At 57.7% G+C, this 21358-nt stretch carries 24 protein-coding genes and 1 tRNA gene; 9 read left to right on the plus strand and 16 right to left on the minus strand.

Features of this window, described 5'->3' with window-relative positions; genetic code table 11:
• Positions 1-42: 42 nt before the first annotated feature.
• Together AC2FLZ_RS00755 and AC2FLZ_RS00760 are read left to right on the plus strand one after the other, a co-directional pair.
• Positions 43-930, plus strand: a complete 888-nt coding sequence (locus tag AC2FLZ_RS00755) for an ABC transporter permease (protein ID WP_480517728.1) — start codon at positions 43-45, stop codon at positions 928-930.
• 91 nt (positions 931-1021) lie between these two features.
• Positions 1022-1828 (plus strand): ABC transporter permease, encoded by an 807-nt coding sequence (locus AC2FLZ_RS00760; protein WP_480554643.1) that lies wholly within the window; start codon positions 1022-1024, stop codon positions 1826-1828.
• 94 nt (positions 1829-1922) lie between these two features.
• Here the strand turns inward: AC2FLZ_RS00760 and AC2FLZ_RS00765 are convergent.
• A tRNA-His gene (locus tag AC2FLZ_RS00765) sits at positions 1923-1999 on the minus strand.
• 48 nt (positions 2000-2047) lie between these two features.
• Positions 2048-2530 (minus strand): GNAT family N-acetyltransferase, encoded by a 483-nt coding sequence (locus AC2FLZ_RS00770; RefSeq protein ID WP_496881604.1) that lies wholly within the window; start codon positions 2528-2530, stop codon positions 2048-2050.
• A 77-nt stretch (positions 2531-2607) separates the two neighbouring features.
• Here AC2FLZ_RS00770 and AC2FLZ_RS00775 point away from each other — a divergent pair, with 77 nt between their 5' ends.
• Positions 2608-2796, plus strand: coding sequence for a DUF6324 family protein (locus tag AC2FLZ_RS00775; RefSeq protein ID WP_117869403.1), 189 nt, complete (start codon positions 2608-2610; stop codon positions 2794-2796).
• Between the two features lie 5 nt (positions 2797-2801).
• On the opposite strand, the gene AC2FLZ_RS00780 is transcribed toward AC2FLZ_RS00775, so the two are convergent.
• Entirely contained in the window at positions 2802-3233 is a 432-nt protein-coding gene (locus AC2FLZ_RS00780) for an MmcB family DNA repair protein (protein ID WP_480493473.1), read from the minus strand.
• A gap of 114 nt (positions 3234-3347) precedes the next feature.
• On the opposite strand from AC2FLZ_RS00780, the gene AC2FLZ_RS00785 reads away from it, so the two are divergent.
• On the plus strand, positions 3348-3668 hold the full coding sequence (locus tag AC2FLZ_RS00785) for an ArsR/SmtB family transcription factor (protein WP_480476940.1): 321 nt from the start codon (positions 3348-3350) through the stop codon (positions 3666-3668).
• Entirely contained in the window at positions 3665-4090 is a 426-nt protein-coding gene (locus AC2FLZ_RS00790; protein WP_480604119.1) for an SRPBCC family protein, read from the plus strand. Before AC2FLZ_RS00785 ends, AC2FLZ_RS00790 begins: the two co-directional genes overlap by 4 nt.
• A 214-nt stretch (positions 4091-4304) precedes the next feature.
• Here AC2FLZ_RS00790 and AC2FLZ_RS00795 read toward each other — a convergent pair whose 3' ends face one another.
• The 5 genes from AC2FLZ_RS00795 to AC2FLZ_RS00815 all read right to left on the minus strand — a co-directional run bounded on the left by AC2FLZ_RS00795 (position 4305) and on the right by AC2FLZ_RS00815 (position 7516).
• Positions 4305-4610, minus strand: coding sequence for a hypothetical protein (locus tag AC2FLZ_RS00795; protein WP_480476434.1), 306 nt, complete (start codon positions 4608-4610; stop codon positions 4305-4307).
• A 59-nt stretch (positions 4611-4669) separates the two neighbouring features.
• Complete coding sequence (gene nusB, locus AC2FLZ_RS00800; RefSeq protein WP_209504306.1) at positions 4670-5152, minus strand: transcription antitermination factor NusB; 483 nt, start codon at positions 5150-5152, stop codon at positions 4670-4672.
• Entirely contained in the window at positions 5149-5700 is a 552-nt protein-coding gene (locus tag AC2FLZ_RS00805) for a 6,7-dimethyl-8-ribityllumazine synthase (RefSeq protein WP_480476432.1), read from the minus strand. The genes nusB and AC2FLZ_RS00805 overlap by 4 nt, the downstream gene beginning before the upstream one ends.
• A gap of 2 nt (positions 5701-5702) precedes the next feature.
• Positions 5703-6824: a 3,4-dihydroxy-2-butanone-4-phosphate synthase gene (ribB, locus tag AC2FLZ_RS00810; protein ID WP_480476430.1), complete on the minus strand. Its 1122-nt coding sequence runs from the start codon at positions 6822-6824 to the stop codon at positions 5703-5705.
• Positions 6825-6928: 104 nt separating this feature from the next.
• Positions 6929-7516 carry a riboflavin synthase gene (locus AC2FLZ_RS00815; protein WP_480476428.1) on the minus strand — a complete coding sequence of 196 codons (588 nt, stop codon included), beginning with the start codon at positions 7514-7516 and terminating at the stop codon, positions 6929-6931.
• A 141-nt stretch (positions 7517-7657) separates the two neighbouring features.
• Between AC2FLZ_RS00815 and AC2FLZ_RS00820 the strand changes: the two genes are divergently transcribed.
• From AC2FLZ_RS00820 to AC2FLZ_RS00830, 3 genes are all read left to right on the plus strand, one after another.
• Positions 7658-8956 (plus strand): capsule polysaccharide biogenesis protein, encoded by a 1299-nt coding sequence (locus tag AC2FLZ_RS00820; protein ID WP_480554637.1) that lies wholly within the window; start codon positions 7658-7660, stop codon positions 8954-8956.
• A gap of 80 nt (positions 8957-9036) precedes the next feature.
• Positions 9037-10170: a polysaccharide biosynthesis/export family protein gene (locus AC2FLZ_RS00825; protein WP_480622381.1), complete on the plus strand. Its 1134-nt coding sequence runs from the start codon at positions 9037-9039 to the stop codon at positions 10168-10170.
• Between the two features lie 3 nt (positions 10171-10173).
• Positions 10174-12174: a capsule polysaccharide biogenesis protein gene (locus AC2FLZ_RS00830; RefSeq protein WP_496881605.1), complete on the plus strand. Its 2001-nt coding sequence runs from the start codon at positions 10174-10176 to the stop codon at positions 12172-12174.
• A gap of 2 nt (positions 12175-12176) precedes the next feature.
• Here AC2FLZ_RS00830 and ribD read toward each other — a convergent pair whose 3' ends face one another.
• The 6 genes from ribD to AC2FLZ_RS00860 all read right to left on the minus strand — a co-directional run bounded on the left by ribD (position 12177) and on the right by AC2FLZ_RS00860 (position 15720).
• Complete coding sequence (gene ribD, locus AC2FLZ_RS00835; protein WP_496881606.1) at positions 12177-13277, minus strand: bifunctional diaminohydroxyphosphoribosylaminopyrimidine deaminase/5-amino-6-(5-phosphoribosylamino)uracil reductase RibD; 1101 nt, start codon at positions 13275-13277, stop codon at positions 12177-12179.
• The gene (gene nrdR / locus AC2FLZ_RS00840) at positions 13274-13744 is read right to left on the minus strand and encodes a transcriptional regulator NrdR (protein WP_267367325.1); all 471 of its coding nucleotides are present in this window, start codon (positions 13742-13744) and stop codon (positions 13274-13276) included. Before nrdR ends, ribD begins: the two co-directional genes overlap by 4 nt.
• Before the next feature lie 120 nt (positions 13745-13864).
• Positions 13865-14278, minus strand: coding sequence for a secondary thiamine-phosphate synthase enzyme YjbQ (locus AC2FLZ_RS00845; RefSeq protein ID WP_480476418.1), 414 nt, complete (start codon positions 14276-14278; stop codon positions 13865-13867).
• A gap of 21 nt (positions 14279-14299) precedes the next feature.
• Positions 14300-14704 carry a hypothetical protein gene (locus AC2FLZ_RS00850; protein ID WP_480476416.1) on the minus strand — a complete coding sequence of 135 codons (405 nt, stop codon included), beginning with the start codon at positions 14702-14704 and terminating at the stop codon, positions 14300-14302.
• 78 nt (positions 14705-14782) lie between these two features.
• Positions 14783-15385, minus strand: a complete 603-nt coding sequence (locus tag AC2FLZ_RS00855) for a DUF4166 domain-containing protein (protein WP_496808163.1) — start codon at positions 15383-15385, stop codon at positions 14783-14785.
• A complete protein-coding gene (locus tag AC2FLZ_RS00860; protein ID WP_496822273.1) occupies positions 15331-15720 on the minus strand; it encodes a thiol-disulfide oxidoreductase DCC family protein in 390 nt (129 codons plus the stop codon). Before AC2FLZ_RS00860 ends, AC2FLZ_RS00855 begins: the two co-directional genes overlap by 55 nt.
• Positions 15721-16113: 393 nt before the next feature.
• On the opposite strand from AC2FLZ_RS00860, the gene AC2FLZ_RS00865 reads away from it, so the two are divergent.
• Complete coding sequence (locus tag AC2FLZ_RS00865) at positions 16114-17133, plus strand: helix-turn-helix domain-containing protein (RefSeq protein WP_496881607.1); 1020 nt, start codon at positions 16114-16116, stop codon at positions 17131-17133.
• Between the two features lie 178 nt (positions 17134-17311).
• Here the strand turns inward: AC2FLZ_RS00865 and rpoD are convergent, their stop codons facing one another.
• On the minus strand, positions 17312-19294 hold the full coding sequence (gene rpoD / locus AC2FLZ_RS00870; RefSeq protein WP_480476408.1) for an RNA polymerase sigma factor RpoD: 1983 nt from the start codon (positions 19292-19294) through the stop codon (positions 17312-17314).
• A gap of 114 nt (positions 19295-19408) precedes the next feature.
• On the minus strand, positions 19409-21358 hold the full coding sequence (gene dnaG / locus AC2FLZ_RS00875; RefSeq protein WP_496881608.1) for a DNA primase: 1950 nt from the start codon (positions 21356-21358) through the stop codon (positions 19409-19411).

Genomic DNA, 21358 nt, shown 5'->3' on the forward strand with positions numbered 1-21358 from the left:
CCGATTCCGGCCTAGCCGGAACAGACGTTGGAAAGACGCCATATGTTCTCGTACTGCGCTGATCCTGACACGCTGGGCACGTTCCGCTGGTTTTCATGCTACCTGACCAATGGCGTACACTGGTCGTTCTACCTGTCTTTCATCAAGGTTTTGGCCCTGCTGGCTGTGACCGCGCCCGTCGCACTTGGCTTCGGGTTTGCAGGTGCCATGGCGGCGCGCTCGCATTTCCCCCCGCTCAGCTGGCTGGGCAAAGGGTATATCGCGATTGTGCGCGGCGTGCCCGACATTGCGTTTTTCCTGTTTTTCGTCATCGCACTGGATCAGGCGTTCGAGTGGACGCGGCATAAGATATTGTGCCCGGACTGGACCGACCCAATCCGCCAGGGCAATGATTTCCTTGTTTGTCAGGCTGCCAAGCTGCCACTCGGGACCGCGCCTGAATGGATGCATGAAACCTATGGGTTTTTCCTGGCGGTCATCACGTTCTCTATCGTTTTTGGCGCCTTTGCGGCCAATGTCCTGTTCGGGGGGATGCGCGCCGTACCACATGCGCAGCTGGAAACGGCCGAAGCTTATGGTATGAACCGCCGCCAGACCTTCTGGCGCATCCTGGTGCCTCAGATGTGGGTCTACGCGCTGCCCGGCCTGTCCAATCTGTGGATGGTGCTGATCAAGGCGACGCCCCTGCTCTTCCTGCTGGGTGTTGAAGATATCGTGTATTGGGCGCGCGAACTGGGCGGCACCAAAACCTCGAAATTCACGCAATACCCGCATGGCGACTGGCGCATGTGGTATTTCCTGTTCCTGCTGATCTTCTACCTTGGCATGACCCGTTTCTCGGAACTTGGGTTGGAAAAACTGATGCGGCGATTGTCCCACGGACAGGCCACTTCGGGCGGAGAGCTTCTGCGCAAGGAGACCACGGCATGATGATCCGCGTTCAAGACCGCATCCGGGTGCCGCACGCGATTGCACAGCAATCTGATTCGCGCACGCAATCTCCTTTTCAGGGAGCCCGAGCATGAGCTGCATCCAGACCATTCAGGATTACGGCCTGCGTTCGCTTGGCATTGGGGAGCGCCTGCTGCCCAAGACCGATTTCACCCTGTGCGAACAGTTCACCCTGATCGGCTCGGGCATGATCTGGAACATCTATTTCGGCGTCATGGCGCTGACGACCGGGTTCTTTCTGGCCACTGCACTGGCCGTCGGCAAAGCCTCGACCAACAAATGGCTGCGCAAACCTGCCGAATGGTTCATCTTTCTGTTCCGGGGCTCGCCGCTCTTTATCCAGTTCTTCTTTGCCTATTTCTTCTTCCTGTCGCTGAAGAAAACCTATCCACTGTTTGACGCCTTCACCTCGGCTTGGCTCGGCGCACTGATCGTGCTGTTCCTGAACACCGCAGCCTATTCAGGTGAGATTTTTTATGGTGCTCTGCGCTCGATCCCCAAGGGAGATATCGAAGCGGCAGATGCCTATGGTATGTCCGGCTGGTCGCGGTTTCGGCGGATCGTCTGGCCAACCATGTTGCGGCTGGCCTGGCCTGCCTACACGAACGAAGCCATCTTTCTGTTCCACGCCACCACGCTGGTCTTCTTCTCGGCCTTTCCGGCCTGGCAGCAGCGCGGCGACGCGCTCTATTACGCCAGCTATTTCGCGGACAAGACGTTCAACCCGTTTATCCCCTATCCAATTCTGGCGTTCTATTTCATCTTGCTGACATTGGTGATTGTCGGGGGTTTTGGCCTCATAAACAAACGCCTGAACCGCCACCTGCCCACTGCGAAACGGGTGAAAATGCGGTTCAAACTGAACCTGGCGCGCTAAAGATCAGCGCGCTGGACATTCAGGCGTTCAAGACCCGCATATTTGCTTTTAATGCACTAGGCATCGCGAGCACTGACAGTCGATATTGGGGGAATGGTACCGCCTCCCTGGCTTGAACAGGGGACCTCTGGATCCACAATCCAGCGCTCTAACCAACTGAGCTAAGGCGGCACTTCGTGAGGGGCGATGTACCGAACGCGCCGGGGGAATGCAAGAGGATTAAAGCCGAATTCTCCAGCTTTGTTCGACAAGATCGACCCCAAAGGAATGCACCGGTTTGCTGTCGATCAGTTCCCAGTCAAACGCCCTGTAAAGCGCGCAGGCAGCCGTATGGCTTTCATGGGTCCACAGAACCATTTCCCGATATCCAGCCTCGCGTGCGAAGTCTGTACAGGTCTGTAACAGCCGTTTCCCCAACCCAAGTCCGCGCGCCTCGGGGACAAGCAGGAAGAGGCGCAGTTTGGCGGTCGTCTGGTCCACGCGCACGCAGAAGATGCTACCCAATCTTTGTCCAGCCCGTTCACCAATCCAGCCTTTTTCAAAGGACGGGTCGTTGTCTGCAATGAACTCCTCAAGGATGCGCGCAACCAATGGGGCAAAGCTGTCATCAAATCCTTCGTCGCGCGCATAGAGCAACCCGTGCTGTTCAACCAGCCACGCGGCATCATCGGGGCGAAACGTTCTGAGAACCACTTTATCCATGTCTTATCTGACCGCAAAGGTGACTTGATTCTCAACCCCGTGCGCGTTAGCACGAACGCTCAGGCTCGGAGGCACAGATGGGCATCAATACCGAACGCGATATACAGGCCAACCTGCAAATCGGCCCGACCGATCAGGGGATGGTACGCTTGTTCATCGAAGCCGACGGCATCGAGATTCCGATGGATTTCGATCCCGAGGAAGCCGAAGAAATCGCAGACGAGATCCGCGCCGCGATACAGGCCGCCCTCGCCGTCAAAGGCTGAGCTTTTTACAAGCGCGGATCGCGCAGTGCATGCAGTCGGCGTGCTGCATCTGTTGCAAATTTCTGGATCATCTTTTTGCGCCGCGCTGGAGCAAGCTTGTCCTCGGGCGCCATGCGCACGATCTCGGCATCATAGGCATCAGCAATGATCAAGCCCGTTTCGTCAGGTAACAGATCGGTCGGAAACTCGGTATCCACGGCCCAGAAGAATCGGTCGCACCATTCCAGATAGCCCTGCCATTTGGCATCCGATTGATAATCGGCACGGCTGGATTTGCATTCGATCACCCAAATCTCACCTTTGGGACCCAGGCCCATTACATCGACACGCAGACCACGTGCCGGAACGAATTCTTCAACAGAAACAAAACCATGCGCGGCAAGGTGGCGTGCGACGCCACGCGCCAGTTTCTGTCCGGGCTGCAGATCTAAAGTCATGTCAGAAATGTGAACAATTAGGGAACAAAAGTAAAGTGCTGCGTCGTACTTGACATGATACCTTTGGGTGTCGCATTAATATGATACCAAATGGTATCTCTTCTGGGGTTGCTTATGGATAACCGAACTCAAAACGCGTTTCGTGCGCTGGCCGATCCCACACGTAGGGACATTGTGCAATTGCTCTCGTCTCAAGACATGACCATAGGGCAGTTGACAGACCGGTTCGACATGACCCGGGCCGCGGTCAAAAAACATCTGACCGTGCTATCCGACGGCGGCTTGATCACCGTTGAAACCCGCGGCCGCGAACGCATTAACCGTCTTGAACCACAGGGGATGGCCCCCGTTCTGGACTGGCTCAGATATTTTGACCAGTTCTGGGACGATCGCCTCAACTCTCTCAAGGAAGCTGTTGAAAGGAAATCGAAATGACCGATGCAGTTCTGAATAAATCGATCTTTCTGAGGGCCGAGCCGGAAACGGTTTGGGCTTATCTTACAGACCCGGATCGTCTGGCGGAATGGTTCCACAAACCTCAACATACTCTGTCTGCCGGTCAAAAGCTGGAGATGTTTGGCACAACAAGCGGCGACCTGTTGATCTGGGGTGAGGTTCGCGTTGCCAACCCTCCCAAATATCTGGAATACACGTTCACCGTAAAACCGATGGGCGACGCGGTGAGCGTGGTCAAGTGGACCCTGGAACCCGTCGCAGGCGGGACGCGCCTTGACCTGCGGCATGAAGGCCTGCCGCAGGGGGCCGATGCCTTTGGCCTGATCCTGGCGCTGGACAAGGGTTGGGACGAGCACTTTGGCAAGATGCGCACGGCATTGCACGAAACTGTTGATGCCTGACCCCTTGTGCGAACCCGTCATACGCCCTACTTAAGCGCGTGGCGGGTTCTGCCCTTCTTGTGAAAGGTAGCATTCTGGTGGCCTTAAGCAATTCCGAGGGGGCTGGCTCTGTTCAGGTCCTGGCCTGATTACCTGGCGCCCACCTGTATATACAGGTCCTCGGGAATCAAACCACACGGTTGTTTGGTGGTCCCGCCACATTTTCCACGGAAGTTCAGCGCCCTGCGCGGGCTTCCTGCTTTGCAACCGCCGGTTCAAAGCTGTGTACAACAGGTGTCCCCCGGCGCGGGCCTTGCGGCTTTTCTGCCATGCTCATGATCTTGTAGGCGAACTGAACACCGGCAAAGACAATGCCGTTCATGAACCAGATCATCACCAAAGCGATAAAGCCGATTTCCGAACTGGTTATCAGATGGCGCAGGTTTGCGACATTCAGCGCCAACAGAACGCCGACAAACACAGCCGAAATGACAAAGCCCCAGGCAACTTGCGTGATATAAAGGCGGATCAGTTTGGGCATGGCGAACCTCTTTGCGCTATGACATTCAGGTTAGCGCATATTTGGTTCTCGTAAAGGCGTCAGAATGCCTCGGGCTGTGCCTCGCGCGCCATGTGATCCAGCACGGCATTGACGAATTTCGGCTCTTTGCCTTCCGGAAAAAACGCACGCGCCACATCGACGAATTCGGTGATGACAACCTTTGGCGGCGTGTCGCTTTGGGTCAGCTCGGCACCTGCGGCACGGAACACCGCACGAAGGGTCGGATCGATGCGCGCGATCGGCCATTTGGCCACCAACGCACGGTCAGTCATCTGGTCGATGGCCGCTTGATAGTTCACCGCATTGTCAACCAGGGACCTGAAAACCGAGATATCGCCGTCCAGCATCTCCTCGCCCTCATACACGGCGCCAAACCGGTGATCCAGAAACTCGTTCACGACAGCTTCGGTCGTTTGCCCGGACTGTTCCATCTGGAACAGCGCCTGCACGGCATAAAGCCGGGCGGCGGATTTCATCAGGCGTTTCTGGTTGGCCGGTTTCGGCGCGTCTGTCTTGGTCATGCTGTCGAGGGTCCGTTGCTGTCGCCCGCCACAAGGATGGACTCGGACGGCGGCTTGAAACCAACGCCCTTTTTGGAAGAGCCCCACTTACGGCTGAGCGCGATCAGATGCAAGGCCGCAGCAGCAGCCCCACCCCCTTTATTCATCTTTTTAGGGTTCGCGCGGACTTCGGCCTGCGCGTCGTTTTCCACAGTCAGAATGCCATTGCCGATGCACAAGCCCTGTAGGCCCATCAACTGGATGGCCCGGCTGGAGTCGTTGCAAACGGTTTCGTAATGCGTGGTCTCACCGCGAATGACGCAGCCCAGCGCGACGTAGCCGTCAAAGTTGCATTGACGGTCGGCCATAGCGATGGCGGTTGGGATTTCCAGCGCGCCGGGTACCTCGACCACTTCGCAGGTGCCACCCGCGGCTTCGATTTCGGCCTTCGCGCCCTTGATCAGGTTATCGGCAATCGCACGATAAAACGGCGCCGCCACGATCAGCAGCTTGACCGGCTTGTCAAATGTCGGTGTCGGCAGAACGCCATGTTCGTCTTGAGCAGCCATGATCAGTCTTCCTTCAGAATCGAACGGGTGCCGACGATGGACAGGCCAAACGCGTCAAGCCCCAGATATACGGTTTGCGGCGAGTCGGTCAGCAGGACCAGTTCCTGAATTCCCATCTTGGACAGGATCTGCGCCCCCAGACCGGTTTGTTTGATGGTGCGCGGCCCCTCGTCACCCGTGGCGTATAGCGAGTTGCGCGGTTGACGGAACAGGCAGACCACGCCCCGTCCTTCTTCAGCAATCTTTTCCATGGCGCGCGGCAGTTCGCGCGAGGATTTCGGACCAAGACCCAGAATATCGGGGGCCTCGTGCAGAGCATGGGTGCGGGTCAACACCGGTTCGGGTGTGGTGATGTCGCCCTTGATCATGACCACATGTTCGATGCCGTGGGTCTGATCGGTGAACAGCCGCATCTCCCACTCGCCGCCATATTCTGACGTCACCATCTGACGCGAGGTTTCGACCACCAGATTGTCATTGCGCGACCGGTAGGCGATCAGGTCACTGATCGTGCCGATCTTCATGTTGTGCTCTTGCGCAAACTCAACCAGATCGGGCAGACGCGCCATGGTGCCGTCGGGTTTCATGATCTCGCAGATCACGCCCGAGGGGTTCAGACCGGCCAGACGCGAGATATCAACGGCAGCCTCGGTATGACCGGCACGCACCAACACCCCACCCCGCTTGGCGCGCAAGGGGAAGACGTGGCCAGGCGTTGCGATATGGGCCATCGTGTTCTGCTCGTTGATTGCAGTTGCCACGGTCAGCGCACGGTCGGCGGCAGAGATCCCGGTACTGACCCCTTCGCGCGCTTCGATGGACACGGTGAATGCGGTTTCGTGCCGGGACGAGTTGTTCACCGCCATCATCGGCAACCCAAGCGCTTCTACACGTTCTGCTGTCATCGGCAGACAGATAAGGCCACGGCCATGGGTGGCCATAAAGTTAATGGCCCCGGCATCAGCGAACTCGGCAGCAATCACCAGATCGCCCTCGTTTTCGCGATCTTCGTGGTCGACCAGGATATACATCCGGCCCGCACGCGCCTCTTCAATAATGTCTTCGATCGGGCTGATCGCGTCGCGCAGCCGGGCCTCGACCGGGCCGGGTGTCTCAAAGCTCATTGGGCAGCCTTTCGCATGGCATGTTTGAACGGCGGAATAGACCACTGAGGGCACAAAGACCAGTCCACAAACGGCGCAGGTCTGCTCCGACGCGACGTATCGTATCAGGACATCTCGGCCAGACGCGACACATAACGGGCCAGCGTATCGATCTCAAGATTGACCCGGTCACCGACCTGCACGTCACCCCAGGTGGTGACCTCTTTGGTGTGTGGGATGAAGTTGATGCCGAAATCGCAATCTGTCACGTCATTGACCGTCAGGGATGTGCCATTCAGTGCCACCGACCCTTTGGGCGCAATGAACCGTGCAAGATCCTTTGGTGCGCGCAGGGTGACGCGGGTGCTGTCGCCGTCTTCCTTGATCGCGATCACCTCGGCTACGCCATCCACATGGCCCGAGACGATATGACCGCCCAGTTCGTCACCAACCTTCAGGGCACGTTCCAGATTGACACGCTTGCCGACAGTCCATGTGTCGAGATTGGTTTTCGAGACGGTTTCCGCGCTGATCTGGACATCATACCAATCGTCGCCCAGCGCGATCACGGTCAGACACACACCGTCACTGGCAATCGAGGCCCCGATATCGATGCCCGCAGTGTCATAGGCGGTCTTGATCCGCGCGCGCAGGTCACCCTGCTGCTCCAGCTCGGCGACGGTGCCCATGTCGGTGACGATCCCTGTAAACATTCCGTTAACCCTCAGTTTCTAACCTGTGCCTGACTATCACCGTCGAGGTAAGGCCAACGGGCCGCGCGGGCAAGCCCTGCCTTGCCGTACACCGACCAAACGGGCATAGTTTTGGCAACAACAACAATACGAGCAGTTCGGATGCAGCACCCGCCTTTAAGGTCTCATGATCGGGTCTTCCTGTTCCTTCAGGGCCCGCACGGACCTTTTTTCCCGGCCTTGGGGCGTATGTTGCGCGCGACGGGGGCTCGGGTCTGGCGAGTTGGATTCAATGCAGGCGATCAGGCGTTCTGGTTTGACAAAGCAAGTTACATCCCGTTTCAGGACAAACCGGAAAACTGGCCCGCAACACTGTCCTCTTTAATCGCTGAAAAAGCTGTTACGGACATTGTACTATATGGCGACACCAGACCCATACATGCGCGTGCGGTCGAAATCGCACGGTCTTGCGGAGTTACCGTACATGTATTCGAGGAGGGGTATCTGCGCCCCTGGTGGGTGACCTATGAGCGGGACGGGTCAAATGGAAATTCCCGGCTGATGACGCTGGACGTTCAGCAGATGCGTCAGGCCATGGCCCTGTCCGACCGAAAGGCGCCGCCGCCCCCGTCGCATTGGGGAGACATGCGGCATCATATCTTCTATGGCGCCCTTTATCATTGGTTCGTGATGACTCTGAACAGCCGCTACCGAAACTTTCAACCGCACAGGGAATTACCTGTCTCGCAAGAATTCAGATTGTACCTCAAGCGCCTGTTTTTGATGCCTTTTCATCGTCTTCAGCGAAGTGTGGCGACGGCGCGGGTCAGATGGGGCGGATACCCCTACCACCTCGTTCTGTTGCAGCTTGGGCATGACAGCTCGGTGAAAGCTCATTCCAGCTTTTCGGGCATGTGTGAATTTCTTGAGCTGGTAATCGAAGGATTTGCGCAAGGCGCGCCGACCCATCACAGGCTGGTGGTAAAGGAACACCCCCTGGAAAACCATCGCGAACCGTTGCGACGCCGGGCCCGTGAGATTGCCAGAAAACACGGCATCGACGACCGGGTTCATTATGTGCCGGGCGGCAAGCTGGCCAGATTGCTGGATGAGGCGAATTCGGCCGTCACCGTGAATTCCACCGCCGGACAGCAGGTCCTGTGGCGGGGCATTCCATTGCGCATTTTCGGGCGTTCGGTTTATGACAAACCCGATTTCGTCTCGCAGCAGCCGATCGCGGCGTTTTTTGCCGATCCTTGCCGCCCCGATTCCGAAGCCTATCGCTGTTATCGGCAATTTCTTCTGGAAACCAGTCAGGTACCCGGCGGGTTCTATTCAAGACGAGGGCGCCGTCAGCTGCTGCGCCGCGCCGTGGATATGCTTTTGGACACCAACGATCCCTACCAATCGGTTCTGAATACGAACGAGGCGCGAACGACACAGTTGAAAGTCGTCGAATGAAACGGGTGGTGTGTGACTGGAAGTTAAGCAACTTACCAGCTAATCTGCACGCAACTACAAAAGACTGAGGATATCGGGCGGTGAAAGTCTCTCCTAGGCGATGGATTCGGGGCGTGTCCTTTGTGGCTGCAATTGGCCTGCTGGCCGCGTGCCAGCTGCCAAAATCCGGACCGAACAAATCCGAAATTCTGGCCGGTTCAGTTCAAAAAGGGGGCAACGCATTTGTCGTTGAAGTTGATGACAACGTCACACGCGCGACATCCGCTATTCCTCAGTATGGTTTTTCTTCCTCCTTTAGCAGTGCCCAGACATTGACCGCGGATACCGTCCGCCCTGGCGACGTGCTGGGGCTGACCATCTGGGAAAACGTCGACGATGGCCTTCTGTCCGGCGAAACCGGTCTTGCAACCGCGTTGAATGAGGTTCAGGTCGACAGCGACGGATTTATCTTTGTTCCCTATGCAGGCCGGATTCGGGCTGCGGGAAACACGCCGGAACAGCTGCGCGTTCTGATCACAGACAAGCTTCAGGAGCAAACGCCGGACCCGCAGGTCGAAGTGCGGCGCGTCGCTGGTGACGGGTCCACCGTCTCGCTGACGGGCACGGTTGCCGCGCCGGGCATTTATCCGATTGAACGGCCAACCCGGTCGCTGCTTGGTATGTTGTCCCAGGCAGGCGGAGTCTCGGTCGCGTCTGACATCGCGCTGGTGACCCTGATCCGGGGCGATCAGAAGGGTACCGTCTGGTACGAGGACCTGTTTCGCAACCCCAAGCTGGACGTCGCCCTGCGCGGTGGCGACCGCATTCTGGTGGAAGAGGACAGCAGATCGTATATCGCCCTTGGCGCAACCGGGGGCCAGTCGCGCGTGGCATTTGAAAGCCAGGACCTGTCGGCACTGGAAGCCTTGGCACAGGTCGGTGGTCTGCTGACGCTGTCCTCAGATCCAACGGGTATCTTTATCCTGCGCAAGGAACGTCAGGATGTCGCCCGCAGTATCACCGGACGCGCCGACCTCAAAGGGGATCAGCGCATGATCTACCTGCTGAACCTGACAGCCCCCAACGGCCTGTTCATTGCACGCGATTTCGTGATCCGGGACGATGATACGATCTACGTGACCGAAGCGCCCTATGCACAATGGAGCAAATCGATCTCACTTATCGCAGGCGGTCTGACACCCGTTGCAAACGTTGCCACCCTAACTGGCAATTGATGCATGAGGCCCGATCCCGACACGTCAGCCGGGAGCGGGCAAAATCGGCTGTTCGTCTATAACGGCGGCTTTCTGACCCAGAAACGTCTGAGACGAATCCTGTCGCTTTCGGGTTACGACATTCGTCTGGGATATCCCAAAGACGGCGATTGCGTAGGCGTCTGGGGTAACAGCCCGACAGCACATCGCGGCCTTAAGATCGCCGAAAAACACGCTGCCCCGGTTCTGCGGGTCGAGGACGCCTTTCTCAGATCTCTGCACCCGGGCCGGAATGGCGAGCCCCCTTTGGGGCTGTTGCTGGATCGTTCCGGCCTGCATTTCGATGCCGCCACGCCGTCTGAGCTTGAAACATTGCTGGCCACGCACCCGCTGGATGACACGGCCCTGCTGAACCGGGCCCGCGCCGCGATCACGCGGATCAGGGAGCTTAACCTCAGCAAGTATTCCGCCTTCGATCTCGATCTTGACCCACCCGATCCGGGTTATGTTTTGGTGATTGATCAGACGGTTGGCGATGCGTCGGTAACAGCAAGCGGAGCGGACCGCGCCCGGTTTCTTGAAATGCTTGTCTTGGCGCAGGAGGAAAACCCCGGCGCGCGTATCCTGATCAAGACGCATCCTGAAACACTGGCTGGTCACCGTCAGGGGCATTTTACCAATCAGGACCTGTCAGACCGGATATCGCAGTTCAGCGACCCGATCAGCCCATGGCCGTTGCTTGAAGGGGCTGTCGCTGTCTATACCGTGTCCTCGCAACTGGGGTTTGAGGCAATTCTGGCTGGCCACAAACCGCGTGTTTTCGGCCAACCTTTCTATGCAGGATGGGGCCTGACGCAGGATGACCGCCCCGTTCCGCGTCGTCAGCGCAGCCTAACACGGGCACAATTGTTCGCGGCCGCCATGCTGCTTTACCCGACTTGGTACGATCCCTATCGCGATCAGCTGTGCGAGCTGGAAACGGTACTGGACACGTTAGAGGCACAGACCCGCGCCTGGCGACAGGACAAAAACGGCTGGACGGCATCCGGGATGCGCTTGTGGAAACGCAGGCATTTGCAACAGTTTTTCGGGCAACATGGAAAGCTGAGCTTCACGGCAACTCAACCCGGCACACCGGACCGCCCCCACATGGTCTGGGCCAGCCAGGCAAGGAACACCGAAGGGGCGGTTCGGGTCGAAGACGGGTTCCTGCGTTCACGCGGGCTTGGGGCGGCACTGGTCCCGCCACTGTCGCTGGTGACGGACGAATTCGGTATCTATTACGACCCGACAAAACCCAGCCAGTTGGAAGAGTTGATCACTTCGCGTGAAACGTTGAGGCCGGATCAGGACCTGCGCGCAGAGCGTCTTATCGAGAACCTCTTGGCCGCAGGCTTGAGCAAATACAATACCGGCAATCCCACCAGCCCCCTGCCCGAAGGCCATCGTATTCTTGTGCCCGGACAGGTCGAGGACGATGCCTCGATCCTGTTGGGTACCAGCGCGGTTCGCAACAATCTGGACCTGCTGAAAGCTGCGCGGGACGCCAATCCCGACGCGATCCTGATTTACAAACCCCACCCCGATGTCGAAGCGGGTTTGCGCGAAGGCAGGATCGATGCCGAGGCAATTGCCGACATCGTCGCAACCCAAACAGACCCCGCATCATTGTTGCTGCACGTGCAGGAAGTATGGACCATGACGTCGCTTCTGGGGTTCGAAGCTTTGCTGCGCGGCGTGAAGGTTACAACTCTGGGCGCGCCCTTTTATGCGGGTTGGGGGCTGACCACGGATCTGGGGGCTGTTCCTGCCCGGCGTGGTGCGCGACCGACGTTGATGGGCCTCGTCCATGCCACCCTGATTGATTACCCTCGCTATTTCGACCCGGTCACGGGGCAACCCTGCCCCGTCGAGGTTGCCGTTGAACGTCTGGCGCAGGGCACTTGTGCCCCGACCGGTCCCTTCAATCGTGTTCTGTCAAAACTTCAGGGCGTGTTTGCGACACATGCGCACTTGTGGCGCTAAACCTAGTCAGACGCCCTGCGCCAACGGTGCAGGATATCCCCACCCACCCTATTGGTTTCCATCAGCTCGAATCTTGGCGCCGCGTCCAGCGTCGTTAACCCCAATGTTCCAACTGCCGCCAGCCCCTCGGCACCGATGGTCAATCCGGCAGTAAATCCGACCAGTTCATCCACCAGATCCTCTGCCAGCAGTGACGCCGCCACCGCCGCCCCCCCTTCGCAGAAGACGCTGGTCAGACCGGCTTGCCCCAACTGATGGAGCAGATCGACCGCGTCAATCTGATGATCTTTCAACGCGCATGGGATCAGCCTTGCGCCCAGTCCTTCCCAGGCTTTCGCGCGCTCGGCGTCCGGGTGATGCGCATGGCAGAGCCAGACAGGTGTCTTTGATGCTGTGCGGGCCAAATGTCCCATCAGGGATATGTCCATATGGCGCGAAACGACAACGCGCACCGGTTGATGTTCAACGCCAAGATCCCGAACCGTCAGTGACGGATCGTCGGCCCGCGCGGTACCCGCTCCGACCATCACCGCATCGTGACGCGCACGCATGGCATGGACGACACGACGCGCCTGTGGCCCGGTGATCCATTGGCTGTGTCCGGTCGAGGTTGCGATCCGCCCATCAAAACTGCTGGCTAGCTTGAGGGTCACGAAAGGTCGGCCTTGTTCCGTCTTCAGGAAGAAGCCTTCCAGATCACGTTCCGCCTGCTCTGCGAGGACACCGGTTACGACCTTAATTCCGGCCTCGCGCAACTTGGCAAAGCCCTGCCCTGCGACGCGCGGATCACTGTCTTCCACGGCGGCCACGACACGGGCGACACCCGCAGCAATCAAAGCCTCGGCACAGGGGGGTGTCTTGCCGTGATGGGCGCAGGGTTCCAAAGTTACATAGGCGGTCGCACCGTCCGCGGCCTGCCCGGCTTGCGCCAAAGCCTCGGTCTCGGCATGGGGGCGACCGCCCGGCTGGGTCCAACCGCGCCCGACAATCCGGCCTTTGCGCACGATAACACAACCCACTGCAGGGTTTGGCCAGCACATCCCCTGGCCGCGCCGCCCCAGTGACAGGGCCAGCGCCATGAATCGCTTATCTGTTTCGCTCACTCGTCCGTCGGTGGCTGCGGCGGGCGCAGTTCGTGGACAAACTCCTCAAAATCATCGGCCGCCTGGAAATTCTTGTACACACTCGCAAAGCGAACATAAGCGACGGTATCGATCCGCGCCAGAGCTTCCATGACGATCTCGCCGATCTTGTGGGACGGGATATCCGTATCGCCCATGCTTTCCAGCCGACGTACGATACCCGATATCATCTGATCGATCCGCTCGGGATCAACTGGCCGTTTCTGCATCGAGATACGGATCGAACGTTCCAGTTTATCGCGATCGAAATCCTCGCGCTTCCCATTGGTCTTTATGACAACCAAATCACGCAGTTGCACACGTTCATAGGTCGTGAACCGCCCGCCACAGGCCGGGCAGAACCGGCGTCGGCGGATTGCCACGTGATCCTCTGCCGGACGTGAATCTTTTACCTGAGTATCGATATTTCCGCAAAACGGGCAGCGCATCCGCCGTCTCCTCGTCCCTTGTTCCGCCTCTTTTTGTAAGCGCTGCGACTTACTTATCCACAACTATAGGGCAGCAACTAGGATTTGGGTAGTCGGAAATTTCAACCGCTAGATAAAGGGTCAGGCCAGGTGCGCTGCAATCCGTCTCTGGTGTGGTGCCGTGCGGTGTTCAAACAGATATATCCCCTGCCATGTTCCAAGGCATGGGCGACCCTGCGACACAGGTATCGACAAGGATACAGGCAACAGCGCAGCTTTTATATGCGCGGGCATGTCATCGGGGCCTTCATAAGTATGCCTTAGATACGACATTGACGGGTGATTGGATGGCGGCACCAGCCTTTCGAAGAACGCCCGAAGGTCGGTTTGAACTTCGGGATCCGCGTTTTCCTGAATAAGCAACGAACAGGAGGTGTGGCGAACGAAAAGCGTCAGTAAGCCATCCGTCGCCACCTGCCCCAGCCAATGCGTCAATTCGGCCGTGAACTCGTAAAGACCTGAACCTTGGGTCTGTATTACAAATTCAGTCTGCATTCACGGTGTCTCGCCGTTTTGTCAGTCGTTAAAGAACGGTCGATAGTTACACCTGGCATTCGCGCCTTGTACAGACATGCTGTACCCCGGCTGAAAACCAACCGAAACAAAGCTGCTTGGCTGCGCACCGACATTCTGTGGCGGCTTGATCGAAAACTGAACCGCTGTTTTACGCCCTGTGGTGACGCTTGGCCCATACCCGCGCAACACGTAGATCGGATCGCGCCAGCCCGCGCCCAAAGTACGCCGTGCATAATCCGCTGCCGCGCACCAGTATCCTTCGGTACGCTGGTCGCCGCGCGGAATAACCTCGAAGTCAGTGGCGTTTATCGGCTCGGTCCGGTACCCGTGCGGCGCTGCGTCAGCAGCCATGGGAATGCTGAACGCCAGGGCGGCAATCGCGGCAAATGTCCGTGTATGTTTCATTGTCATTACTTCCCTGATTGTGTGTGTCAAAAAGGTTAGGCCATTAGCTTCGTCGGCACAGGGTCGCTCACGTTCTGTTTAATCTGTCTCGTGCGATACGTGAACCGGCGTGAGCCATCCCTGATACCTGATCAACATTCCCAGTCCCGGCGCGCCAGCAGACACATCAAACCGAAAGCGCCCCGTTTTGTCCTGCCATTCGCGCGTTCTTGATCGCGGCAAGGTAAAAGCTGGCATCGGAATACCAAACACGGTCAGGCGGAGGATTTTGATATCCATTCCGTTTTCCCGCCAAATGGGCTTTAACCAGATTGAGATCGAGCCGAAAGATTCCCGAACACACTCTCTTTTCGTATCATATTTCAGAGTTGATCGGGTTTTGTGGCCCGCGAAATTCCGGTCCCATGACCAGAATTCGCCATTTGCACCAATGTGCAGAGAAACGGGGACGTCTTTGCCGCTTCGCGGAAATCCGGCCAGACGTGTTGCAAGGGCAACCCATAGCCCTTTGCCACGTTCGATGTCGCAGCGCCCCGTAAAGTAGCCCTCGCTCGTGTGCAGAACTCGAACCGCCCTTGGCAACCTTTCGGTCGATCCTATCGCCTTAAGAAAGGGATCTCCCATCGCTAGTACCCGTTTTCGGCAAAACGAGCCCTGATATCGGGACAGGGAACCAGACATGTCTTGGAACGCCCAAAGAACGCGTATCTGTTTCGTGCGATCAAGCGATAGGCCGGATCCTTGATGGGCCGAGGCAGAAACCGGCATATTGATAACAGCGACCACGGAGCGCGCAACTGTCGCATCGCCTCAGAAAATGCATCCAGATGCTGAAAAACAGCGCCATCCACGACCACCAGATTGGTTTGAAAATCCTGTGTGGGAAGGCCGAGATCTCGGTACAGTTTTTGCCCAAGCGGGGACTGCGCCGTGGCAAATTGGAAAACATGGCGCCGGTCACGTTTCAGCATAAACTGGAAAAACCCCGAACACAGCACGCATTCGCCGTCAAACACAATCAGGTTTTGGTCATAAACCCCTGTATTCTCAAAAACATCTTGCAAGGTTTTTCACCGGTATTTTTGACTTAAAGCCAGCCTGACAAAACCACCTGAGCGAAGCAATGCGACATGTACGAAAGGTATGGGGGCGTGCCGGGGAGCCTTGACCAGAGGCTGGTGATTTCCCCGAGGCTCTGACCTCATCCCCATAAAGGTCTGGACCCGGCAACATTGCTGAATTGGTTCGTTGCACATGGCGACGCTTGTCCATACCGGTCAATAAATTTCGAGAATTTGCCACCGATGGCTTGTTTCTGTGTGAAATCGACTTGTCAGCACCGTCGATCATGAAAGAGAATTCTGTAATAGTCCGCTTATGTATTTGAAAATTTGAGGTACTGCTTCGCGATGGATGTCGATATCGGCCGACTTCATCTGTTTGTTCAGGCACTGGACCGCTATTCCGGAAATGGCGATATGTCCTGTAATGTCCTGAAGATGGCAGGGCTGCGCCCTCAGGATATCGCGCCGCCGGTCTCAACCTACAGCGTACAAAGCGAGGCTTTGTTTATCCGTTATGCATGTGACGCCACCCACGACGTCACGTTTGCGGCTCGCACGGGTCTTGAGGTTACGTCAGCCTCGACCGTGACCGCCTATATCAGCAAGTATTCCCGCGATCTGAAACAGGTGATGGAGAACCTCTCGCGCTTTCACGGCATCATCGACCCTGCCATCGCGCTTAACCTGCGCGTCGCGGGTAACTTTGCGACCTTGGAAGCCGAGTGGAAAGACCCCGGATTTGCGCGGTATCACAGACGCACCGAATTCCTGATATTTGCTGCCCTGGCCAGAATGCGGAACCTGACGCAAGTCAATCTCTATCCGATAGAAATTCGGTTTCAGCACAGGGTCGGCGACCACGCCCGAAGATTTGAGAAGCTTGCCGGTTTTCCAGTGACCTTTGGGGCTGAGAACCTCGAGATTATCCTGCCACTTTCCGCGTTGGACCTGTCTGTGCCGACATATGACCCCCAACTCAGAGAGCACTTGCTGGGATATGCAGATCGCCTGCTTTCTGAGAGAGGCGCCCCCAAACATCTGACCCGCTCCAAGGTCGAAGGGCTGGTTACCCGTTCCCTGCCCGGCGCAATCCCGCAGGCCGAAAGCGTCGCGGCTGATCTGGGGATGAGCCTTAGAACCTTCAGCAGGCGCCTCAGGGATGAAGGCACCAGCTATCGCGATGTTGTCGACGAACTGCGGTGCGACCTGGCGCAGACCTTTATCAAGAATGAAATGCCCTTGTCCGAAATCGCCTATTCGCTGGGCTATGCGGATCAGGCCGCATTTTCGACCGCTTTCAAACGTTGGACAGGCCAGCCGCCCAGCGCGTTCAAGACACGATTGGCACACCCGATACGGACGTGAGACCGGGGGTCATCAGCTTGAAAAACCTCGCCCCGGCCCGTCCCATGAGTGGACAGAACGGATATAGAAGGACAGGAGGTCCGGGCCTTGTGCGTTCCCGCCAATGTGATGGGAGAACAGGCCATCGTGAAGAGCGCCTTGATTGAAAAAAGGCGCCTCGGGTGAGGCGCCTTGGAAATTATTGATCCAGGAAGGACCGAAGCTTTCGGGATCGGCTGGGATGCTTCAGCTTCCGCAGCGCCTTCGCTTCGATCTGGCGAATACGTTCGCGGGTCACGCTGAACTGCTGACCCACCTCTTCAAGCGTGTGGTCGGTGTTCATACCGATGCCGAAACGCATCCGCAGCACACGTTCTTCGCGCGGGGTGAGCGATGCCAAAACCCGTGTGGTGGTTTCCTTGAGGTTTTCCTGAATGGCGCTGTCCAGAGGAAGCACGGCATTCTTGTCCTCGATGAAATCACCCAGCTGGCTGTCTTCTTCGTCACCAATCGGCGTTTCCAGCGAAATCGGCTCTTTGGCGATTTTCATCACCTTGCGAACCTTCTCAAGCGGCATTTGCAGCTTTTCGGCCAGTTCCTCGGGTGTCGGTTCGCGGCCGATCTCGTGCAGCATCTGGCGGCCGGTCCGGACCAGCTTGTTGATCGTTTCGATCATGTGAACCGGAATACGGATCGTGCGCGCCTGATCCGCGATCGAACGCGTGATAGCCTGACGAATCCACCACGTTGCATAGGTCGAGAATTTATAGCCGCGGCGGTATTCGAACTTGTCTACCGCCTTCATCAGGCCGATATTACCTTCCTGAATAAGATCAAGGAATTGCAGGCCGCGGTTCGTGTACTTCTTGGCGATCGAGATCACCAGACGCAGGTTGGCTTCGACCATTTCCTTCTTGGCCTGCCGCGCCTCTTTTTCGCCCTTCTGGACCTGCTGAACGATGCGGCGGAATTCGCTGATGTCCAGACCCACATACTGGCCGACCTGAGCCATGTCGTTGCGCAGCTCTTCGACCTTCGCGGTCGAGCGTTCGATGAACATCTGCCAACCCCGACCCGGCTTTTCCGCCATCTCGGCCAGCCAGTTCGGGTCAAGTTCGCGGCCGCGGTATTCGTCGATGAACTCGCGACGGTTGATCCGCGCCTGATCGGCCAGCTTCACCATCGAGCTGTCCAGCGCCATAACGCGACGGTTGATACCGTAAAGCTGATCGATCAAAGCTTCGATCCGGTTGTTGTGCAGGTGAAGACCATTCACCAGTTGCACAATCTCGGCCCGCAACTTCTGATAAGTCGCCTCGTCCTCTTCGCTGAACGTGCCATCCTCGTTCAGGGTGGCCGAAATACGGCTGTCCTGCATTTCAGACAGCATCGCGAAATCGGTAGAGATCCGTTCCAGAGTGGTCAGAACCTGATCCTTCAATGCCGCTTCCATCGCGGCCAGCGACATATTGACCTGATCGTCTTCGTCATCATCGTCGTCGCTGGTGATCGGGTTGCCATCCGCATCCAGTTCCGGCCCGGCCTCTCTTGCAGGTTTTGCAGCCTGCACGGCAGACGCATCAACGACTGGCGCATCGCCGTCTTCGTCCAGCTGGTTGCCGAACGTGGTTTCCAGATCGATGACATCCCGCAGCAGAATGTCTTCGGACAACAATTCATCGTGCCAGATGGTGATCGCCTGGAAGGTCAACGGGCTTTCGCACAGGCCTGCGATCATGGTGTTGCGCCCTGCTTCAATCCGCTTGGCGATGGCAATCTCGCCCTCACGGCTTAGCAGTTCAACCGAACCCATCTCGCGCAGATACATGCGAACAGGGTCGTCGGTGCGGTCCAGCTTTTCGGTGGCGGCCCCTGCCAACGCAACCTCGCGGTTGCTTTCGGTGGTTGTCAGATCGGTCGAGCCTTTGTTCTCTTCCTCTTCGGCCTCTTCATCTTCGATGATGTTGATGCCCATCTCGGACAGCATCGACATAACGTCTTCGATCTGTTCCGAGCTGACCTGATCAGGCGGCAAAACCTGATTGAGCTGATCGTAGGTGATGTAACCTTTCTCGCGGGCCTCGGCGATCATCTTCTTGACGTTGGCCTGGCTCATGTCCAGCGAGATTTCCTGTTCCTGCTCGTCGGATTTGCTATCTTCGGTCGTGTCTTTGGCGGCCATTCAATGCTCCTGCAGGGATGGGTGATTCGTTTGATCCGAATCATTAGCGCGTAGAAGTGATTCGGCCACCCGTTTACCTGTTTTTCTTTTCCAGTGCCTTACGAAAACACCATTTTACCGGCGTTTCCGCTCGAATTTGATGCCGGACATAATCGCCTCGAACGCGTCTTTCTCGTCGCGGTTGATTCGCGCCCCGTTGTCGGCGATGTCGAATATGGCCTTGTCCTCATTCTGGCTTCGGCTTGTCCGATTGCGTTCTTCTGCCGCTTGCGCCAGCCGATATGTCAGCGCCTCATCGGCCAGATCGGACAACTCCTCTGCGGCTTCGGCAATCTCAGCATCTAACCCCCGGAGCGCTTTGATTTTCGCGAGTTCTTCGGCCAGTGTCATCTCGGCCTTTTCGACGTCGCCTGGTTTGAACACACAGGGGATTACGGCGACATGGCGAAGGGCCAGCAGGTTTTCAAGGGCCGAGGGCCCTAAAGTTTCGGTAATGTGGTCCTTCAGATTGTCCGGGTCATCGATCGCGTGGCGCAGGATTGCAGTTCGCAATGCAGCATGATCGGGATCACGGCATTCCATTTCTTCCATTTGGTGTTCGAACTGCACGACGACTTGGGGGTTAAGCGCGGCAATAGCCAGAATGGCCGCTTCGCGCAGTTGAATCTCGGCATTCTCGGACGAGGCCAAAAACGAGGACCGCGCGCCGGGCGTGGCGGGCTGTTTTGGCGGCACCCATTTGCCGCGCGGTTGCCATTGCCGGGATTGCGGCTGCCGTTGCGGACGGAACAATTGCCAGCGCAGATCCTTGATCTCTTGCCCATAATGCGCCCGGATCGATGGGTCGCGGATAAGCTTGATTTTCTCGCGCAGGGACTTGTCCAAAGCCGCCTTGCGTTCGGGGCTGTCGAACACCTTGCCGTCGGTCTCGCGCTGCCACAGCAGCTTGACCATCGGAATGGCTCCATCCAGCACGGCCTTCACGGCGCCTGCCCCATCGACGCGCAGCAGGTCGTCGGGGTCTTTGCCCTCGGGCATCAGGGCAAACCGCAGCGACTTTCCAGCTTCGAGCAGCGGCAAAGCCAGATCAACCGCCCGCATCGCCGCGCGCAGACCTGCTGTGTCGCCGTCCAGCGCAATGATCGGCTCGTCCGATATCCGCCACAGCAGTTGCAATTGATGTTCGGTGATGGCCGTTCCCAAAGGGGCAACCGACGCGCCAAAGCCGGCTTCGACCAGCGCGATCACGTCCATATAGCCTTCGGCCACGATCAGCGGCTGACCCTTCCCCGCCGCCTGACGTGCCGGGCCTTGATTGTAAAGACTGCGTCCTTTGTCGAACAGCTCGGTCTCGGGCGAGTTCAGGTATTTCGCGTTGTCATTGGGGTCCATCGCCCGCCCGCCAAACGCGATACAACGCCCGCGCGGGTCGCGGATCGGGTACATGATGCGGTTGCGGAAGGTGTCATAAGGCTTTTTGCCCTTGTTCGAGGGCTTGGCCAGCCCGGCCCCAAGGATCAGGTCCTCGGCCACGTTCTTGCCGCGCAGATGGTCCCAAAGCGCCTGCCAATCGTCCGGGGCAAATCCAATCTCCCACCGGTCCAGTGCTTGCGCGTTCAACCCGCGGCGCGCGAGGTAGTCTCGTGCGGCGGCTCCTGCCCCGGTCTTGAGTTGCAGGCGGAAGAACTGCGCTGCCTGCTCCATCACATCAGCCAGCTGTGTTCGGTGGTCCTGTTTTTCCTGCGCCTTCGGATCGCGCGCAGGCATCGGCATCCCGGCTTCGCGGGCCAGAATCTCGACAGCTTCGATGAACGAGACATTCTCGGTCTCTTTCACAAAACTGATCGCGTCGCCTTTAGCGTGGCAGCCAAAGCAGTAGTAAAACCCCTTTTGGTCATCCACGTGGAACGAGGCCGTCTTTTCATGATGGAACGGGCAAGGCGCCCACATATCCCCTTTGCCCGGATTGGACTTGCGTTGGTCCCACATGACTTTGCGCCCGACAACCTGAGACAGGCTGAGCCGCGTGCGCATTTCGTCCAGAAATCCGGGGGGCAATGACAT

It is taken from the genome of Ruegeria sp. YKSF131, assembly GCF_059612645.1.

Coding starts and splice junctions, on each gene's coding strand:
- AC2FLZ_RS00755 (WP_480517728.1), top strand. CDS start 43: ATGTTCTCGTACTGCGCTGATCCTGACACGCTGGGCACGTTCCGCTGG.
- AC2FLZ_RS00760 (WP_480554643.1), top strand. CDS start 1,022: ATGAGCTGCATCCAGACCATTCAGGATTACGGCCTGCGTTCGCTTGGC.
- AC2FLZ_RS00770 (WP_496881604.1), bottom strand. CDS start 2,530: ATGGATAAAGTGGTTCTCAGAACGTTTCGCCCCGATGATGCCGCGTGG.
- AC2FLZ_RS00775 (WP_117869403.1), top strand. CDS start 2,608: ATGGGCATCAATACCGAACGCGATATACAGGCCAACCTGCAAATCGGC.
- AC2FLZ_RS00780 (WP_480493473.1), bottom strand. CDS start 3,233: ATGACTTTAGATCTGCAGCCCGGACAGAAACTGGCGCGTGGCGTCGCA.
- AC2FLZ_RS00785 (WP_480476940.1), top strand. CDS start 3,348: ATGGATAACCGAACTCAAAACGCGTTTCGTGCGCTGGCCGATCCCACA.
- AC2FLZ_RS00790 (WP_480604119.1), top strand. CDS start 3,665: ATGACCGATGCAGTTCTGAATAAATCGATCTTTCTGAGGGCCGAGCCG.
- AC2FLZ_RS00795 (WP_480476434.1), bottom strand. CDS start 4,610: ATGCCCAAACTGATCCGCCTTTATATCACGCAAGTTGCCTGGGGCTTT.
- nusB (WP_209504306.1), bottom strand. CDS start 5,152: ATGACCAAGACAGACGCGCCGAAACCGGCCAACCAGAAACGCCTGATG.
- AC2FLZ_RS00805 (WP_480476432.1), bottom strand. CDS start 5,700: ATGGCTGCTCAAGACGAACATGGCGTTCTGCCGACACCGACATTTGAC.
- ribB (WP_480476430.1), bottom strand. CDS start 6,824: ATGAGCTTTGAGACACCCGGCCCGGTCGAGGCCCGGCTGCGCGACGCG.
- AC2FLZ_RS00815 (WP_480476428.1), bottom strand. CDS start 7,516: ATGTTTACAGGGATCGTCACCGACATGGGCACCGTCGCCGAGCTGGAG.
- AC2FLZ_RS00820 (WP_480554637.1), top strand. CDS start 7,658: ATGCAGCACCCGCCTTTAAGGTCTCATGATCGGGTCTTCCTGTTCCTT.
- AC2FLZ_RS00830 (WP_496881605.1), top strand. CDS start 10,174: ATGAGGCCCGATCCCGACACGTCAGCCGGGAGCGGGCAAAATCGGCTG.
- nrdR (WP_267367325.1), bottom strand. CDS start 13,744: ATGCGCTGCCCGTTTTGCGGAAATATCGATACTCAGGTAAAAGATTCA.
- AC2FLZ_RS00845 (WP_480476418.1), bottom strand. CDS start 14,278: ATGCAGACTGAATTTGTAATACAGACCCAAGGTTCAGGTCTTTACGAG.
- AC2FLZ_RS00850 (WP_480476416.1), bottom strand. CDS start 14,704: ATGAAACATACACGGACATTTGCCGCGATTGCCGCCCTGGCGTTCAGC.
- AC2FLZ_RS00855 (WP_496808163.1), bottom strand. CDS start 15,385: ATGTCTGGTTCCCTGTCCCGATATCAGGGCTCGTTTTGCCGAAAACGG.
- AC2FLZ_RS00865 (WP_496881607.1), top strand. CDS start 16,114: ATGGATGTCGATATCGGCCGACTTCATCTGTTTGTTCAGGCACTGGAC.
- rpoD (WP_480476408.1), bottom strand. CDS start 19,294: ATGGCCGCCAAAGACACGACCGAAGATAGCAAATCCGACGAGCAGGAA.
- dnaG (WP_496881608.1), bottom strand. CDS start 21,358: ATGTCATTGCCCCCCGGATTTCTGGACGAAATGCGCACGCGGCTCAGC.